Source organism: Streptomyces sp. A1136, from assembly GCF_004795055.1.
Lineage (GTDB): Bacteria > Actinomycetota > Actinomycetes > Streptomycetales > Streptomycetaceae > Streptomyces.
Genome location: NZ_SSBJ01000008.1, coordinates 183,687 through 199,242, shown reverse-complemented (window position 1 = coordinate 199,242; position 15,556 = coordinate 183,687). Strand labels below are relative to the sequence as shown.

15 protein-coding genes and 1 pseudogene are annotated in these 15,556 nt (G+C 73.9%); 11 read left to right on the top strand and 5 right to left on the bottom strand.

Annotated features, from left to right (window positions below):
- Position 1 precedes the first annotated feature (1 nt).
- Both E6R62_RS10660 and E6R62_RS39465 read left to right on the top strand, forming a co-directional pair.
- Entirely contained in the window at positions 2–634 is a 633-nt protein-coding gene (locus tag E6R62_RS10660; RefSeq protein WP_136213114.1) for a helix-turn-helix domain-containing protein, read from the top strand.
- 15 nt (positions 635–649) lie between these two features.
- On the top strand, positions 650–811 hold the full coding sequence (locus tag E6R62_RS39465; protein ID WP_168714012.1) for a DUF6126 family protein: 162 nt from the start codon (positions 650–652) through the stop codon (positions 809–811).
- A gap of 17 nt (positions 812–828) precedes the next feature.
- Here the strand turns inward: E6R62_RS39465 and E6R62_RS10655 are convergent, their stop codons facing one another.
- From E6R62_RS10655 to E6R62_RS40780, 3 genes and pseudogenes are all read right to left on the bottom strand, one after another.
- Positions 829–1,437, bottom strand: a complete 609-nt coding sequence (locus E6R62_RS10655) for a DUF6629 family protein (RefSeq protein WP_136213113.1) — start codon at positions 1,435–1,437, stop codon at positions 829–831.
- A 15-nt stretch (positions 1,438–1,452) separates the two neighbouring features.
- Positions 1,453–3,009: an MFS transporter gene (locus E6R62_RS10650; RefSeq protein WP_136213112.1), complete on the bottom strand. Its 1,557-nt coding sequence runs from the start codon at positions 3,007–3,009 to the stop codon at positions 1,453–1,455.
- 67 nt (positions 3,010–3,076) lie between these two features.
- Positions 3,077–3,536 (bottom strand): annotated as a pseudogene (locus tag E6R62_RS40780) (ATP-grasp domain-containing protein); the annotation flags it as partial.
- Positions 3,537–3,828: 292 nt separating this feature from the next.
- Between E6R62_RS40780 and E6R62_RS10640 the strand changes: the two are divergent.
- The 4 genes from E6R62_RS10640 to E6R62_RS10625 all read left to right on the top strand — a co-directional run bounded on the left by E6R62_RS10640 (position 3,829) and on the right by E6R62_RS10625 (position 7,803).
- Positions 3,829–4,635 (top strand): beta-lactamase family protein, encoded by an 807-nt coding sequence (locus E6R62_RS10640; RefSeq protein WP_136213111.1) that lies wholly within the window; start codon positions 3,829–3,831, stop codon positions 4,633–4,635.
- Positions 4,636–4,760: 125 nt separating this feature from the next.
- Complete coding sequence (locus E6R62_RS10635; protein ID WP_136213110.1) at positions 4,761–6,116, top strand: cytochrome P450; 1,356 nt, start codon at positions 4,761–4,763, stop codon at positions 6,114–6,116.
- A gap of 157 nt (positions 6,117–6,273) precedes the next feature.
- A complete protein-coding gene (locus tag E6R62_RS10630) occupies positions 6,274–7,491 on the top strand; it encodes a hypothetical protein (protein WP_136213109.1) in 1,218 nt (405 codons plus the stop codon).
- 33 nt (positions 7,492–7,524) lie between these two features.
- A complete protein-coding gene (locus E6R62_RS10625; RefSeq protein ID WP_136213108.1) occupies positions 7,525–7,803 on the top strand; it encodes a hypothetical protein in 279 nt (92 codons plus the stop codon).
- Here E6R62_RS10625 and E6R62_RS10620 read toward each other — a convergent pair.
- Complete coding sequence (locus tag E6R62_RS10620) at positions 7,800–8,333, bottom strand: gluconokinase (RefSeq protein ID WP_136213107.1); 534 nt, start codon at positions 8,331–8,333, stop codon at positions 7,800–7,802. The two genes, E6R62_RS10625 and E6R62_RS10620, sit on opposite strands and share 4 nt — an antisense overlap.
- 337 nt (positions 8,334–8,670) lie before the next feature.
- Between E6R62_RS10620 and E6R62_RS10615 the strand changes: the two genes are divergently transcribed.
- The 3 genes from E6R62_RS10615 (at position 8,671) to E6R62_RS10605 (ending at position 12,442) form a co-directional block, all read left to right on the top strand.
- Entirely contained in the window at positions 8,671–10,083 is a 1,413-nt protein-coding gene (locus E6R62_RS10615; protein ID WP_136213106.1) for a family 2B encapsulin nanocompartment shell protein, read from the top strand.
- Positions 10,084–10,192: 109 nt separating this feature from the next.
- A complete protein-coding gene (locus E6R62_RS10610; RefSeq protein WP_136213105.1) occupies positions 10,193–11,542 on the top strand; it encodes a family 2 encapsulin nanocompartment cargo protein terpene cyclase in 1,350 nt (449 codons plus the stop codon).
- A gap of 3 nt (positions 11,543–11,545) precedes the next feature.
- Positions 11,546–12,442, top strand: coding sequence for a geranyl diphosphate 2-C-methyltransferase (locus E6R62_RS10605; RefSeq protein WP_136213104.1), 897 nt, complete (start codon positions 11,546–11,548; stop codon positions 12,440–12,442).
- Positions 12,443–12,499: 57 nt separating this feature from the next.
- Here E6R62_RS10605 and E6R62_RS10600 read toward each other — a convergent pair whose 3' ends face one another.
- Positions 12,500–13,189 carry a DUF4386 domain-containing protein gene (locus tag E6R62_RS10600; protein WP_136213103.1) on the bottom strand — a complete coding sequence of 230 codons (690 nt, stop codon included), beginning with the start codon at positions 13,187–13,189 and terminating at the stop codon, positions 12,500–12,502.
- 109 nt (positions 13,190–13,298) lie between these two features.
- Between E6R62_RS10600 and E6R62_RS10595 the strand changes: the two genes are divergently transcribed.
- On the top strand, positions 13,299–14,015 hold the full coding sequence (locus E6R62_RS10595; protein WP_136213102.1) for a TetR/AcrR family transcriptional regulator: 717 nt from the start codon (positions 13,299–13,301) through the stop codon (positions 14,013–14,015).
- Between the two features lie 10 nt (positions 14,016–14,025).
- Positions 14,026–15,360 carry a serine/threonine-protein kinase gene (locus tag E6R62_RS10590; RefSeq protein WP_136213101.1) on the top strand — a complete coding sequence of 445 codons (1,335 nt, stop codon included), beginning with the start codon at positions 14,026–14,028 and terminating at the stop codon, positions 15,358–15,360.
- Positions 15,361–15,556 lie beyond the last annotated feature (196 nt).

The following is a 15,556-nucleotide window of genomic DNA, read 5'->3' as shown; positions in this document are numbered from 1 at the left end:
CATGACAACCGGTCCCGCCCCCGGCGACGACGACCCGGCCGCGGGGGAAGAGCTTCCCGCCGTGGCCCCGCAGCTGCGCGAGCTGCGCCGCCGCGCCGGACTCACCCTGGAAGCCGCCGCCGCCCGGGCCCGGCTCTCGCCGGCCCACCTGTCCCGGCTGGAAACCGGCCGGCGCCAACCCTCCCTGCCGCTCCTGCTCGGCTTGGCCCGCACCTACGGTACGACCGTCTCCGAGTTGCTCGGCGAGACCCCCGCCGCGGCCGATCCCATCGTACGGGCGGGTGGGCCCGGGGCCCGCGAGGCGGACGGCTGGACGTACTGGCAGGCCGGTGGCTCCGGCCGTGGCATGCAGGCGCTGCGCGTCCACGTCCCGGCCGGCCGGGGCCAGGGCGAGTTGGTCCGCGTCCACCCCGGCGAGGAGTGGCTGTACGTGCTCACCGGCACGCTCCGGCTGCACCTGGGGGAGAGCGAGTACCTGTTGGAGCCCGGCGACAGCGCGCACTTCGACTCGCTGACCCCGCACCGGATCGGCGCGGCCACCGCCGCGGGCGCCGACCTCCTGTTCGTCCACACCCTGCTGCAGAGCAGCCTCGCCGGGCTCTGCCTCGGCGGGGCCACCACCGACCGCCGCTGACCGAGGAGCCGCACCGTGTCCCCCACCCCGCCCGACCAGCCCCTGAGCGTGCTCAAGCGGATCGAGTCCAAGTTCCCGCGCGGACTGGTCATCCGACTGGTGGCCTACCTCTTCGTGGGTCACCTCTTCGCCGGCTTCGTCTACCTGCTCTTCGTCCTGGGCGCCCACAACCAGTGACGCCCCGGGCCCGCGGCTCAGCGCCGGCGGCGCACCCAGCCGAGCAGCAGCACCGAGGCGACCGCCGCGAACGCGCACCAGGTGGAGGCGAACTCCAACCGCCACAACCCCGCGCAGACCAGCGCGCCGACGGCGAGTACCGCCCCCAACCGCCGCAACCGGCGGTCATCGGTGAGGAGCAGGGCGCCCAGCGTGGCGAAGAGATAACCGGCGAGGACCGGCGCCGGGTACGGCACGTCCACGCCGTAGCCGACGGTGTGACCCCTGATCCGCGCCGATACCGTCCCGGCGGCCAGGCAGTACGCCAGGTACCCCGCCGTGGCGAGACCGGCGGCCACCGGTCCCCACAGCCGCGGTGGAGCCCCCGGCCCGGCGGCGAGCAGCACGCCCGGGGGCACCCACACCGGCAGCAGGGGCAGGGCGATCACCGCCCACGCGGTGGCCGCTGCGCCCCCGCCCCCACCGGGAGCCCAGACCGCCGCCTCCACCAGCTGGTGCGCGCCGAGCAGCAGCGGCAGCGCGGCGAGGGACAGGTCACGTGTCCGCCGGACGCGGAGCACGCACACCGCTCCCACGGCGGTGATGACGGTGCCCGCCGTCAGGTCGGCCGTGGCGCTCCAGCACATCGCGGCGGGAGGGACTCACCGCCCCGCCGTGCGCGGCGGTTCGAGCGGGGGCGAGGTCACCCCGCAGCAGGTACGACACAGCGGGTGGCACGACGCCGGCGCGGGCTTGCGTACGGTCGCCCACGCCAGGACCGACCCCACCACGAGGATGCCCGCGCACCAGAGCATGGCCCGCCCGAAGGCCGCGTCGAAAGCCGGCGCGGAGAGGTAGGAGTCGGGACCCATCCCCGCCAACAGCGGCAACGCGGCCACCGCGAGCAGCCCGGCGGCCCGCGCGGCGGCGTTGTTGATGCCGCTGGCGAGACCCGCCCGGCCGGGGTCGACCGAGGCCAGCACGGTCGCCGTCAGCGGAGCCACCAGGGTCACCATCCCCATCCCCATCACGACGAGCGCCGGCAGCACGTCCGCCCCGTACGAGGCGCCCGGCCCGACCCGCAGCATCAGCAGCATCCCGCCCGCGCACAGCAACGGCCCGACCGTGAGCGGGATGCGCGGCCCGATCCGCTCCCCGAGCGCGCCCGCGCGCGCGGACAGCAACAGCATCAGGGCCGTCGTCGGCAGCAACGCGGCCCCGGAGGCCAGCGCCGAATACCCGACCACGACCTGGAGCTGGAGCACCACCAGGAAGAAGAAGCCGCCGAAGGCCGCGTACACGCACAAGGTGACGAGGTTGACGGCGGTGAACTGCCGGGAGGCGAAGATCGACGGCGGCACCATCGGGTACTGTCGCCGGCGCTCGACCCAGACGAACAGGGCCCCCAGCAGCAGCCCGCCCACCGCCGTCGCCACGGCCTGCGCCGTGCCGTTGCGCGCCTCGATCAGCGCGTAGGTGAGCAGGCCCAGCGAGGCCGCCCCGATCACGGCGCCCGCCACGTCGAACCGCCCGTGCGCCTGCGGATCCCGCGATTCCGGTACGTGTCTCAGCGCCACCGGCACGCACAGCGCGGCCACCGGCACGTTCAGCAGGAACACCCACCGCCAGCCGGGCCCGTCGACCAGCCACCCCCCGAGGAACGGCCCCACGGCCGCGCCCACCCCGCCCAGCCCGGACCACAGGCCGATCGCGCGCGCCCGGTCATCGGACCTGATCGAACCCTGGATCAAGGCCAGCGAACCGGGTGTCAGCAGGGCCCCGCCGATGCCCTGGAGGGCGCGGGCGGCGATCAACACGCCTTCGTTCGGCGCGATGCCGCACAGCAGGGATCCGGCGGCGAACCAGATCACGCCCAGCACGAAGATCCGCCGCCGACCGAAGCGGTCTCCGAGCGCCCCGCCGACCAGGATCAGCCCGGCCAGGGTCAGCAGATAGGCGTTGACCGTCCACTGGAGCACCGCGAGATCGGCGCCGAGGTCCCGGCCGATCTGCGGGAGCGCGACGTTCACCACCGTCGAGTCCAGCAGCGCCATGCTCGACCCGAGGACCGTGGTGAGCAGGATCCACCGCCCCCGCGCCGAAGCGATCGGCACGTCCGGGACGCCGGACCCGGACGCCGGCGGAACCGGCCGTGTCGGGGACTGTTCCCCCGGCACGCCGGGGGTCTGTTCGGGCGGCGGCTCAGCGGGTGCGGTCATGCACCCAGGCTGACGCGGGCGCCCCGGAAAGGCCACCCGGCCCGGCGACCCCGGCTACGGCCGCGCCTCACCGGGGGAACTCCCGGTACCCGTCGGCCACGGACCCGACCGGGGCGCGAGCCCGCAGGACCACGTCCGGGCACGCTGCGGGTCGCAGGCCTACATCCCGGCGGCCCAGGCGGCATTCGCCTCGATCACCGACCAGCGGCCGTCCGCGAGTCCGACATCGACCACGATCGCGGACGGGAGCGTCGCCAGGGGCCCCGCCGCGAAGGCCAGGGCCCCGGTCGACGCCGGTCCGAGGCTCAGGCGGCCGCCCCGCGCGTAGCGGCTCGCCATGTCGACCGCGCCGTCCAGCAGGTACACCCGGTGTTCGGAGGTGAAGCGGACCGCTTCGCCGACCGACACCCGCGTCCGCGGATCGACGGCGTCCGTTCCCGGCAGTGGGAGCCGTCGGTGTACACCAGTGCCGGTATTCCGTTGTCTTCAGGCGACTTCACGAAGGCTGGCCGACGTCATCCGTACGCCGCCCGCCAAGGACACCAGCCGGACCTCCCGGCCGGTGAACTCGGCGGGAAGCCACGTCGGCCGGCCATCGGGAGCCTCCGACAACCGATGCCCAGGCGGGGCGCCACCGCGTCGCGTTCTCGGACGGCCGAAGCGGGGAGATGGGGAGGGGAAACGATCACCCGGGCACCTTGCCGGACCCCGGCACCGACCCCGCACGCGGATTGTCGTACCGGCATCCGGGTGGAGAGGCGCGGCCGCGCCGGGCGGCGCGCCCGGCGGCGGACCGGTGGCCCGTTAGCGTGGCGGACCATGACGGTGCGGAACGAGCAGGCGGACCCGGCCGGGCGGGACGAGGAGCCACAGGCATGGGAGCGGGCCCTGGCCCGGACCGCGGGCCCCGGAGCCGTGTGGGCCGTCGGAGACGCCGACGGCGTCCGAGCCGCCGGCAGTGACCAGGAGGCCGCCCTCGACGTCGACGGCCTCGCCGCCGTGCTGGCCGTCTGGCCCGTCATCGGCGACCTGGTCGCCCGGGGCGACCTGGCGCTGCACACACCCCTCAGCGCCTACGGACCACTCGGCGTCGCGCCCGTCGCCTCCCGCGACCCCGCCTTCCAGGGGACCGGGGCACCCGACGGCATTACCGCCCACCACCTCCTCACCCGCCCCGGCGGCGTCCCCCTTCTGACCCGGCTCGCGGAGCACCTCTGCGGTGGGCCGCTGGCCGAGTACGCCCCCGCCCGGATCTGGCGACCCCTCGGCATGACCCGTACCCGCCTGACGGGCCTCGGCCTGCACACCACCGGCGCCGACCTGGCCCGGTTCCTGCGGCACCTGCTCTCCGCCGCCGACCACCCCGTTCCCCGCACCTGGACCGCCGAGTCGCTCCGCATCCGCACCGGCGAACTCGTCCCGGCGCGCGGCCTCCTCTGGCGGCCCGCCCCCTCCGGCGTCTGGTCGCACGGTGACGGCCCGGCCGTGTGGGTCTCACCCCGCCTGCCACGTTGGGCGGTGCTCGTCCCGGCCGCCCCGGCCGCCCCGGGCGGACCGCCGCCCACCGCCTTCCGTGAGACGGCCTTCGCGGCCCGGCGGCCCCCGGCGGCCGGTCCACTCCCGTAGCGCACCCGGGGCGCGCACCCACCACCTCCGACGTACGGTGATCCCGATGTCACCGACCGTTGACCGACGGCTGCGGCGCCCCCGCCCCCCGGGAGCCCGCCCGACCAGGCAAGGTGGTCCCGGCAATGACCCAGTCGACCACGACGGCCGGCCGTTCGGCGGAGGCCGGGACCGGAGCCGGGCGGCCCGCCAGGGCGGGACGGGCCGAGACGGTCCGCTTCGCCGCCACCCACGCGCTGCCGGAGCTCGTCCGCGGGTTCGCGGGCGGCCGCCCGCACACGACGCGACCCTGGTCCCCCCTCGCCCGGCCCCACTGGTCCGCCGCCACCCTGCGCGCGATGCGCGCCAAGCACGGCGGAGCGCCCGTCCTCGTGCGCGGCCTGTCCGGGCCCCTCCTGGTCATCCTCGATCCGCAGGACCTGCACCAGTTCTACGCGCAATCCGGCGCCGCCCCCGCCCCGGACCGGCCGCACACCTGTGCGGGCCCGGGCGGCGGGCCGCCGTCCGGGCCGGTACCCGAGGACCGGCGCGGAATCGACGACGCCGTCCTCGCATCCGGCATCACCGTCCACCCCTCATACGGGCCCTTCCTCGCCGTCATCGCCGAAGAGACCCGGCGGCTCACCGGCGGCGGCACCCTCCGGCTCGCCGGCGCCCGGCGCGCCGTCGCACGGGCCGGCCGCCGGATGGTGCTCGGTGACGCGGCCGCGGAAGACGAGGAACTGAGCGGCTGGCTCCGCCGGTCGCGCGGCGAGGGCACCCGGTTCGGCCTGCGCACAGGGCGATCCCGCGCCGTCCGCGAACTCTCCGACAGGGCCGCCGCCCGCATCGCGCAGTACGCCGGCCACGCCGAGCCGCACACCCTGGTCGGCCGGGCCCGCCGGCACGCCGACCCCACCGGCTCCCTCGACCCCACCGGCCAGGCCCGCCACTGGCTCCAGGCCATGGACACCGTCCCCGCGACCATGCTGCGCACGCTGCTGCTCCTCGCCGTCCACCGAGCGGAGCAGGACGCGGCCGCCGCCGAGGCCCGGGCCGCCGACGCCGCCTCGGGCGAGCTTCCCCGACTGCGTTCCTGCGTGAGGGAATCGCTGCGGCTCTACCCGGTCGTGGCCGACCTGATCCGTGTCACCCGTGCCGAGACCGAGTGGCGCGGTGTGCGCCACCCCGCCGGGACCGCCGTCATGCTCCCCGTCCTGTTCCACCAGCGCGATCCCGAACACATGCCGGCCGCGCACGTCTTCGTACCCGGCAGGTGGTCGTCCCACGGGGCCCACCAGGACTTCCGGATGGCCCCGTTCAGCCATGGCGCCGGACGCTGCCCCGGCGACCAACTGGGCCTGCTCGTCGTGGCCGCCTTCTGCGCGGCGGTGCTGCGCGGACACCGGGTACGCGACGGGCGACCCGCGCTGGAACCGATGGGACCGCTGCCCGCGACACTCGACCCGCGGGGGATCCGGCTGCGGCTCGCCCCGCGATGAGCCCGCCGGCGACCCCCGAGCAGGAGCCGTCGGCCCTGCGGCCCGCCCCGCGGTCGAACGCCTCCGAACGGCCCCCGCCGGCGAACGCCCCCGCACGACGCCGTCCTTGAACCCGCACGCAGGAGCCCGCCGCCGCGTCCGAACCACCGAGGTGCCCATGTCCGACGCCCCGAGCCACGCGTCCCCCACCGAGGACGCCGAACTGCTGCGCGCCTTGTGCCGGGAGCTGGCCGAGGCCGCCGACGCCGTGGCCGAGGCCGCCCGGTACGCCTCCGCCCTCGCGCTCGGCGCCCGCCTGCCGGCCACGGCGCTGCGCCGAGGCGGCGGCCCCCGCCGCGCGTGGCGAACCCTGCTCCACACCCTCACCGACCCGGCGGGGCTCGGCTGGGGCGCGCGCGGACGGGGCGCGGCCCGGGCGGGATGGCTCGCCGGAATCCTGACCCGCCGTGAGAGCCTCGCCGTCAGCCTCGCGGTCTGTGGCCTCAAGAGCAGGATCAGGGCCGCGCGCGAGACCCACCCCGAGCTGATGGCGGACCCGGACTGCGCCGCGGTGCTCCGGGCGGCCGAGCACGACCGGCAGGGCGAGGCCGCCCGGCTGTTCCGCGCGATCCTCCGCGACCGGGGAGCCGAGCGAGCCTTCGGTCTGCTCACTCCTTCCTTCGCCGACATCCTGGCCTGGGACGCGCTGACCGACGACAACCCCTTCAACGACCACGCGGGCTGGCGGATCGCCACCGGCCGGCGCGCCGCCACCCCACCACTGCTCGCTCTCGCCGCGGCCTTCCGGGCCTTCGTCGGTCGCGGCCCGCGCCCGACCGCCGGCGCCGCCCCGGACGACACGGTCCCCCGTGGCCTACCCGACGGAGTCGCCGCACCCGACGGGCTCGACGGATTCCACGGATGCGACGTGCCGGACACCTCCGGCACCCCCGTCGGATACACCCGCAACCTCGCCCTGATCGGAGCCGCGACCGGCGCCCTCCTCGTTCAACGGGTGATCGGTCCCGACGGAGTCCCGCGCCACGTCGTCCAACTCGCGGGCCCGTCCCGTCCGCGCGCCGGAAGCGATCACCACCGGTGTGAAGTGGCCCGGGTGGTCCGGGCGACGGTGCCCTCGGGAACCGAACTGGCCCTGCTGGGGCGGGGCGGGGGAGCACGGACCGTCCTGGAACTCGCCGCGGACCGGGACTTCACCACCCTCTACACGGTCACCCATGTCGTCACCGTCGAGGCGCCGCCCTGCGCCGTACGGCCCGCCGACCCCCGCACCGCCGTCCTCGCGCTGGCCGCCGAACAGGCACCGGCCGACGCCTCGCTCGCCGACTACCGGGGCCCGGTCACCGGCAGCCACCTCCACCCGCTCGCCACACGGTGAAGGCGACCGTCCCCACGCCCGCTGGAGACCCACGTGACCCACCTGCCCGCCACCCCGCGGGGCCGCCGCCCGCACCGGCCCGGACCGGCCGAAGGGCTTCGCGCCCACTCCGCCGCACTGCGCTCGCACGCCGAGCGGCTGCGCTCCGTCGCCGCGGACCTCGAACGCCGCGGTCCGGACACCGACCCCCTCAGGGTCGAGGTCAGCGCCCTCGCCGACCGCTGCGCCGTCGCGGCCGGCGGCCTCACCCTCGCCGCCGTCCAACTCGACGGCCGTCGCCGGCCCCGGCGAGGCTCCGACGACAGGACCTAGCGGTCGGCCGCCGGAGCCCGCAGTGCCGTCAGGGCGCGCCGCGCCACCTGCTCCGGAGGGCCGGCGATGTCCACGACCACGCCCGCCTCGTCGTCCTGGAGCGGTTCCAGCGCGTCGAGCTGGGACTCCAGCAGCGCGGCCGGCATGAAATGGCCCGTGCGCCGCGTCAGCCGCTTCTCGATCAGCGAGCGCTCCCCGGTGAGGTGCACGAAGACCACGCCCGGGTCCGCCGCGCGCAGCCGGTCGCGGTAGACCCGCTTGAGGGCGGACGCGGAGACCACACCGCCGCCCGCGCCCGCCGCCCGCCCGCCGATCCACGCGCCGACGGCATCCAGCCACGGCCACCGGTCCGAGTCGTCCAGCAGAGTGCCCCCGGCGATTTTGGCGACGTTGGCCGCCGGATGGAACGTGTCGCCCTCCGCGTACGGAACGCCCAGCGCGTCCGCGAGCAACCGGCCCACCGACGTCTTCCCCGAGCCCGCCACCCCCATCACCACGATGACCTGCCCGGTTCCGGCGCCCTGCCCCATGCCGCCCACCTCCCGCCCTCCGTCGCCGCCGGTACTTCCCGCCGAAGCCGGTCGTCGCACACGACGTATTCAAGCGGGGCCCCCGGCCCGGCGCGCCGGCGCACCGGACACGCCCTCGCCCCCCGGCCGAATACCGTCGAAAGCCCGGGCAAACACCCCGCGACGCAAGATCACCGCTTCGAGGTAAACGCACGACTTCTCAGGGCCGGTCGGGCGTACCCGCCGTTACGGTTCCCAAGGATCTGGACGGATTGTCGAACGTTCGCCCGCTTATTTCCTCTTTCACGGTGACGCGCGGGTCCGCCGATCACCGCCCTTGCGAAGGAGAGCTCGACCGATGACCGTTGACACCAGCCCGGAATCCCAGCTGGAGCCCCCTCGGCAGTCCAGTCTTGGCACGGCGGCCGCCCGCAACCTCGCCACCACGACCAAGTCCGCCCCGCAGATGCAGGAGATCACCTCCCGGTGGCTGCTGCGGATGTTGCCCTGGGTGGAGACGAAGGGCGGCGCCTACCGGGTTAACCGAAGGCTCAGTTACACCGTCGGGGACGGTCGCATCGAATTCGTCCAGGACGGCGCCCGTGTCCAGGTCATCCCGCGCGAACTCGGCGAACTGGCCCTGCTGCGAGGTTTCGACGACGTGGAGGTGCTGGCCGCGATCGCCGGTCGGTGCGTCCAGCGCGATTTCCGTGCCGGTGAGGTGCTGGTCGAACGGGGCGAGCCCGCCGAGCAGATCCACCTGATCGCCCACGGCCGGATCAAGCAGACCTCCATCGGCAAGTACGGCGACGAGGTCGGTGTCGCCGTGCTCGCGGACGGCGACCGGTTCGGGGAGAACGCCCTGCTGGACGGTGACGCCCGGTGGGACTACACGGCCACCGCCGAGACCGGCGGCACCCTGCTCACCCTGTCCCGCGCCGACTTCGCCACCGTGTCGGCCGGGGCACCGCACCTCCAGGCGCACGTGCGGGAGTTCGGCTCGCTGCCCCGTCAGCGGCAGAACCGGCACGGTGAGGCCGAGATCGCGCTGTCGGCCGGCCACACCGGCGAGGTGGAGCTCCCCGGCACCTTCGTCGACTACGAGCCGGCGCCCCGCGAGTACGAACTCTCCATCGCGCAGACGGTGCTGCGGGTCCACACCAGGGTGGCCGACCTCTACAACGAGCCGATGAACCAGACCGAGGAACAACTCAGGCTCACCATCGAGGCGCTGCGTGAGCGCCAGGAGCACGAGCTGGTCAACAACCGGGAGTTCGGTCTGCTCCACAACGCCGCCTTCAAGCAGCGCATCCAGACGCACTCCGGCCCGCCCACGCCGGACGACCTCGACGAACTGCTCTGCCGCCGCCGGGGCACCAGGCTCTTCCTCGCCCACCCCCGGACGATCGCGGCGATCGGGCGCGAGTTCAACGCCCGCGGACTCTACCCGGACCACGTCGACGTGGGCGGCCAGCAGGTCCCGGCCTGGCGCGGGGTCCCCATCCTGCCCTGCAACAAAATCCCGATCAGCAAGGAGAACACCAGCTCGATCATCGCCATGCGCACCGGCGAGGACAACCAAGGCGTCATCGGTCTGCGCCAGACCGGTCTGGCCGAGGAGTACGAACCGGGCCTGTCGGTGCGCTTCATGGGCATCGACGAGCGGTCCATCATCTCGTACCTGGTCACCACCTACTACTCGGCGGCGATCCTGGTTCCCGACGCGCTCGGCGTACTGGAGAACGTACAGATCGCCCGCAAGAGCGAGTAGCGGACCCGCCGGGCCGCACCGACCATCACGACAACCCCCGGACCGTCCAGGGCGGATCCGGCATGCCCGGGATGGGCCCGGGAAAGCCCACCTCACCAAGGAGCCACGGATGCCCGATCCCGGGCCTTCCCCTGTGCGATCGAGCCTGCCCGCCGCTGCCACCCGCTTCGGGGTCGATCTCCTCACCAACGTCCTCGCCAACGCGCCGGAGGGCGCGGCGGCCGCCAGGCCGGCGCTGCCGTCCGGGCCCCCGTTGCCCTTTCTCCCCGCCTCGGCCGCCCCCGCTGCCCCGACCGTCGACCCCTCCCCGGGGGTCGTGCCCGTGGACGTGCCCGTGGACGCGCCGGTGGAGGCGTCCGTCCCGAACGGCCCCGTCGTGGAACGCGTATTGCGCGGACCCAGCGGTCTGGGCACGGCGAGCCTGTACCCGGGCCGGCGCGCGGAGCCTCCGGCTGCCCCGGCCTCCGAGCCGTCGGTGCCGGGCCACCCGATCCCCGGCCTCTACCACCACCCGGTTCCGGAGCCCGACCCGGCGCGGGTGGAGGAGGTCAGCCGAAGGATCAAGGCGTGGGCGCTGGACGAGGTGGAGCTCTACCCCGAGGACTGGGAGGACCAGTTCGACGGCTTCTCGGTCGGCCGCTACATGGTCGCCTGCCATCCGGACGCCCCGACCGTCGACCACCTGATGATCGCCACCCGGCTGATGGTCGCCGAGAACGCGGTCGACGACTGCTACTGCGAGGACCACGGGGGATCGCCCATCGGTCTCGGCGGACGCCTGCTGCTGTCGCACACCGCCCTCGACTCCCTCCACACGACCAAGGACTACCAGCCGCAGTGGGAACAGTCGCTGCACGCGGACGCCCCGCGACGCGCCTACCGCTCCGCCATGGAGTACTTCGTCCGGCAGTCGACGCCCTCCCAGGCCGACCGGTTCCGGCACGACATGGCCCGACTGCACCTCGGCTACCTCGCCGAGGCCGCCTGGACCCAGACCGACCACGTCCCCGAGGTGTGGGAGTACCTGGCGATGCGGCAGTTCAACAACTTCCGCCCCTGTCCGACCATCACGGACACCGTCGGTGGCTACGAACTGCCGGCCGACCTGCACGCGCAACCCGCCGTGCAGCGGGTCATCGCGCTCGCGGGCAACGCCACCACGATCGTCAACGACCTGTACTCGTACACCAAGGAACTCGCCGCCCCCGGCAAGCACCTCAACCTGCCCGTGGTGATCGCCGAGCGCGAAGGCCTCTCCGACCGCGAGGGCTACCTGAGGGCGGTCGAGGTCCACAACGACCTGATGCGCGACTTCGAGTCCGAAGCCGCCGCCGTCGCCGCCGCCTTCCCCGCCCCGAGCCTGCTGCGCTTCCTGCGCGGAGTGGCCGTGTGGGTCGACGGCAACCACTACTGGCACCAGACCAACACCTATCGCTACAGCCTGCCCGACTTCTGGTAAGGAATGGACTCCTCTGTGACCAGCACCGATCTTTCCGCGGCCACCGGCGCCTCCGTGTTCATCCCGGGTCCGGCGACGCCCTACCAAGGGGACATCGCCCGATACTGGGACGTCGAGGCCAGGCCCGTGAACCTGCGTCTCGGTGACGTCGACGGCCTGTACCACCACCACTACGGAATCGGCGACGTCGATCACGCGGCCCTCGGCGACCCCCGGGACAGCGCGTACGAGAAGAGGCTGATCGCCGAGCTCCACCGCCTGGAATCGGCGCAGGCCGAGCTGCTCCTCGACCACCTCGGCCCGATCGGGCGCGACGACACGCTCGTGGACGCCGGATGCGGCCGCGGCGGCTCGATGGTCATGGCCCACCAGCGGTTCGGGTGCAAGGTCGAGGGCGTCACCCTGTCCGCGAAGCAGGCCGAGTTCGCCAACCAGCGCGCCCGGGAACTCGGTATCGACGACCACGTCCGCGCCCGTGTCTGCAACATGTTGGGCACGCCCTTCGAGACCGGGCAGGCCGCGGCCTCCTGGAACAACGAGTCGAGCATGTACGTCGACCTGCACGACCTGTTCGCCGAGCACTCCCGCGTCCTCGCGGTCGGCGGTCGCTACGTGACCATCACCGGCTGCTGGAATCCGCGGTACGGGCAGCCCTCGAAGTGGGTGTCCCAGATCAACGCGCACTTCGAGTGCAACATCCACTCCCGTCGGGAGTACCTGCGCGCCATGGCCGACAACCGTCTCGTGCCGCAGGCGGTCATCGACCTGACCCCGCAAACCCTGCCCTACTGGGAGCTGCGGGCCACGTCCTCGTTGGTCACCGGCATCGAAGAGGCATTCATCAACTCGTACAAGGACGGCTCCTTCCAGTACGTCCTGATCGCGGCCGACCGCGTCTGACCGGCTGCCGACCGGCGACCGGAATCCGCCGGTCGCCGGGTGAAGGGGGTGGGGCCGTCACCGGACGGGACCGCCCCCCGGCGCCGGGTCGAAGCCCTTGGCGATGAGTCGGACGGCCAGGGTCACCTCCCACGCGAACACCGGCAGCGCCGCGAGCGAGCCCGCCGCCGATACCTGCGGATAGAGGCCGAACAGCACGGCGACCGCCGAAGCGCAGATCATGGTCCCGCCGACCAGACCCAGCACGGCGATGAAACGCGGCACGAGCCGTGAGTCGTACATCAGGGACGCCAACACCAACGTGTTGGCCCCCAGGACGAAGTTGGGGCCGAAGAGGAACGTCCAGTCGTGGACCGCGATCAGGGTGTCGCCCGCCACGGCGAGCGAGGCGGCGTCGACGCCGGCGCCGGCCGAGTCCCTCCGCAGCGTCACCACCGACAGCACGCTGATGATGCCGACGACTATGACGGCCGCCTCCAGCAGGCGCCCGCACGCGTAACCCAGTGCGGCCCCTTCGCCGTGCCTCTTCACGATCGGGTACAGGACGACGCCCGTTCCGATCACCGCGAGCGCGAGGACGAACTCGGACAGCGCGCCGAGGAACACCCGGGTGTCCGCGCCGGAACCCGTGACGTACGCCGCGCCGTGCAGTACGGGGCCGTAGAGCGTGAGCCCGCCGATCGCGGCGACTTCGGTGACGAGGAACAAGACGCCCGCGAGGACGGCCGTTCTCCTGGTTGAGCGCATCTGGGCCTCCTTGGAGGTGTACGGCGTACACCTGGTGTGGACAGTAGGTGTACGGCGTACACTCGTCAAGCCGGGTCTCCGGCGCCGACTGTGAGGGGAGTCCGAAGCGATGGCCGAACCGACCGGGGCCGCACGCCGGTCCCCGCTGAACCGGGACCGGGTGCTGCGCACGGCCGTCGCGCTCGCCGACGCCGGCGGGATCGAAGGCCTGAGCATGCGCAAGCTCGCCCAGGAGCTGGGCGTGGTGCCGATGGCGCTCTACAAACACGTCGCCAACAAGGAAGAGCTGCTGGACGGCATGCTGGACGTCGTGGTCGGGAGCATCGACCGGCAGCCGCAGGGGGCCGACTGGAAGGACACGGTCCGCAGCCGGATCCTCGGAGCGCGCGACACACTGCGCGCGCACGCCTGGGCGTCACAGGTACTGCGCTCCCGGTCCCGGCCGACGCCCGCCGTGCTCGCCCATCTGGACTCGGTGATCGGGGCGTTCCGTGCCGGTGGGCTCTCCGTCGACCTCACCCACCACGTGATGCACGCCCTGGGCAGCCGGGTGCTGGGCTTCACCCAGGAACTGTTCGACTCCCCGCCGGCGGAACCCGACCCGTCGGCCGAGGGGTCGGGCGAGGCGCTGGCCGCGGCTGCGACGCTGTATCCCCATGTCGCCGAACTGGCCGGGGCGGTGGCACACGACCGGGGGTCGGTGGTGGGGCAGGGCTGTGACGACCAGTTCGAGTTCGAGTTCGCGCTGGACCTGCTCCTGGACGGCTTCGAAAAGCTCCACCGGCAGGGATGGAAGTCCTCGGGCACCGGCGGCCCGCGGCGTTAGGGTGGGCGCCGTGACCGAAGCGGGCGGGGCGGAAGTTGACGGGGCAGAGGTGGACGGGGAGCGAGAGGGCGGGGCGCTGATCGGCGACCGGTACCGACTCCTCGAACTCATAGGCCGGGGCGGCATGGGCCGGGTGTGGCGGGGTCGCGACGAGAGACTGGGCCGCGACGTCGCCGTCAAGGAGGTCGTGCTCCCCCCGGGCGTGGGGGAGGAACAGCGTGCCGTGCTGTTCCATCGCGTCGTGCGCGAGGCGAGGGCCGCGGCGCGGCTCAATCACCCCGGGATCATCACGGTGCACGACGTGGTGGAGCACGAAGGCGCTCCGATCATCGTCATGGAGTACGTGACCGGGCCCTCGCTGGCCTCCGCGCTGGCGAAGGCGGGTCGGTTACCGGTGACCGAGGTCGCCCAGATCGGTGTCAAGATCCTCAAAGCGCTCTCCCGGGCCCACGCCTCGGGCATCGTCCACCGGGACCTCAAGCCCGACAACGTCCTGTTGACGGACGACCGGGTCGTCATCACGGATTTCGGCATCGCCCACATGGCGGACGCCACCTTGACCCTCACCCACACCGGGACCCTCATCGGCACCCCCGCCTACATGGCACCGGAACAACTGGAGGGCGAACCGCCGACGCCGGCCGGCGACCTCTGGGCGCTGGGAGCCACGCTGTACAGCGCGTTGGAGGGTCGGCCGCCGTTCTCCGCCGACACCTACTCCGCCCTGTGCGTCGCCATCGTCACGAAGGAGCCCCCCGTACCGCGGCGCGCGGGCCCGCTGGCGCCCGTACTGGCGGCCCTGTTGACGAAGGACCCGGGGAGCAGGGCCGGCGCGGACGAGGCGCTGGCGGCGCTGGAGGCCGTCCTGCGGGGGGCCGAGGCGACGGGGCTCCCCGCGCGGACCGCGCCCACCCGCCGCCTGCCGCCGGTGGAGCCGGTGGACGTGCCCCCCGTCGAGATCACGGCTGCGGAGGTCGTGGCCGCGCCGCAGACCCCCGGCCCGCTGCTGCTGCGGGCCGCGGGCTGCTTCGCGCTGGTCTGGCTCGGCACCGTGTTCCCGTGGAACGAGGTGCGGGGCTGGCACGGCTATCCGAGGGAGCTCCTCATCTCCGTCACGGCGGGGGTCATCGCGCTGGTGAACGCCGTCCTTCGGCCCCGGTGGCCCGCGGCCCCGGTGTGGCTGCTGTTCATCGCGGTGAACACGGGGTTGTTCCTCGGCGTCACCGCGATCTGGCCCCTCTGGGCCTTCGGCGGGGTCCTGCTGAACGCCCTGATGCTCGGGACGTGTTGTTGGCTCCTGTGGTGGTTCGTGCCGAGGCGCGACCCCGCCGGCCGAAGAGGTTGAGGCGGCCATCGGACGGGGGTGGCGCCCTCCCGGAGGTGTCACCGGGCCGGTACCCGCCGCCGGCCCCGCGCCCGGGCCGGCGGATCGGCGAGCGCGGCAGCGCGCCGCTCGGGCGCCGGTGGCCGGGCCCGGAAGGCGACCCGCCGGCGCCGCCGCTGATCCGGTGCCGGTCGCGTAGGGCGGTATCCGCTCGGCC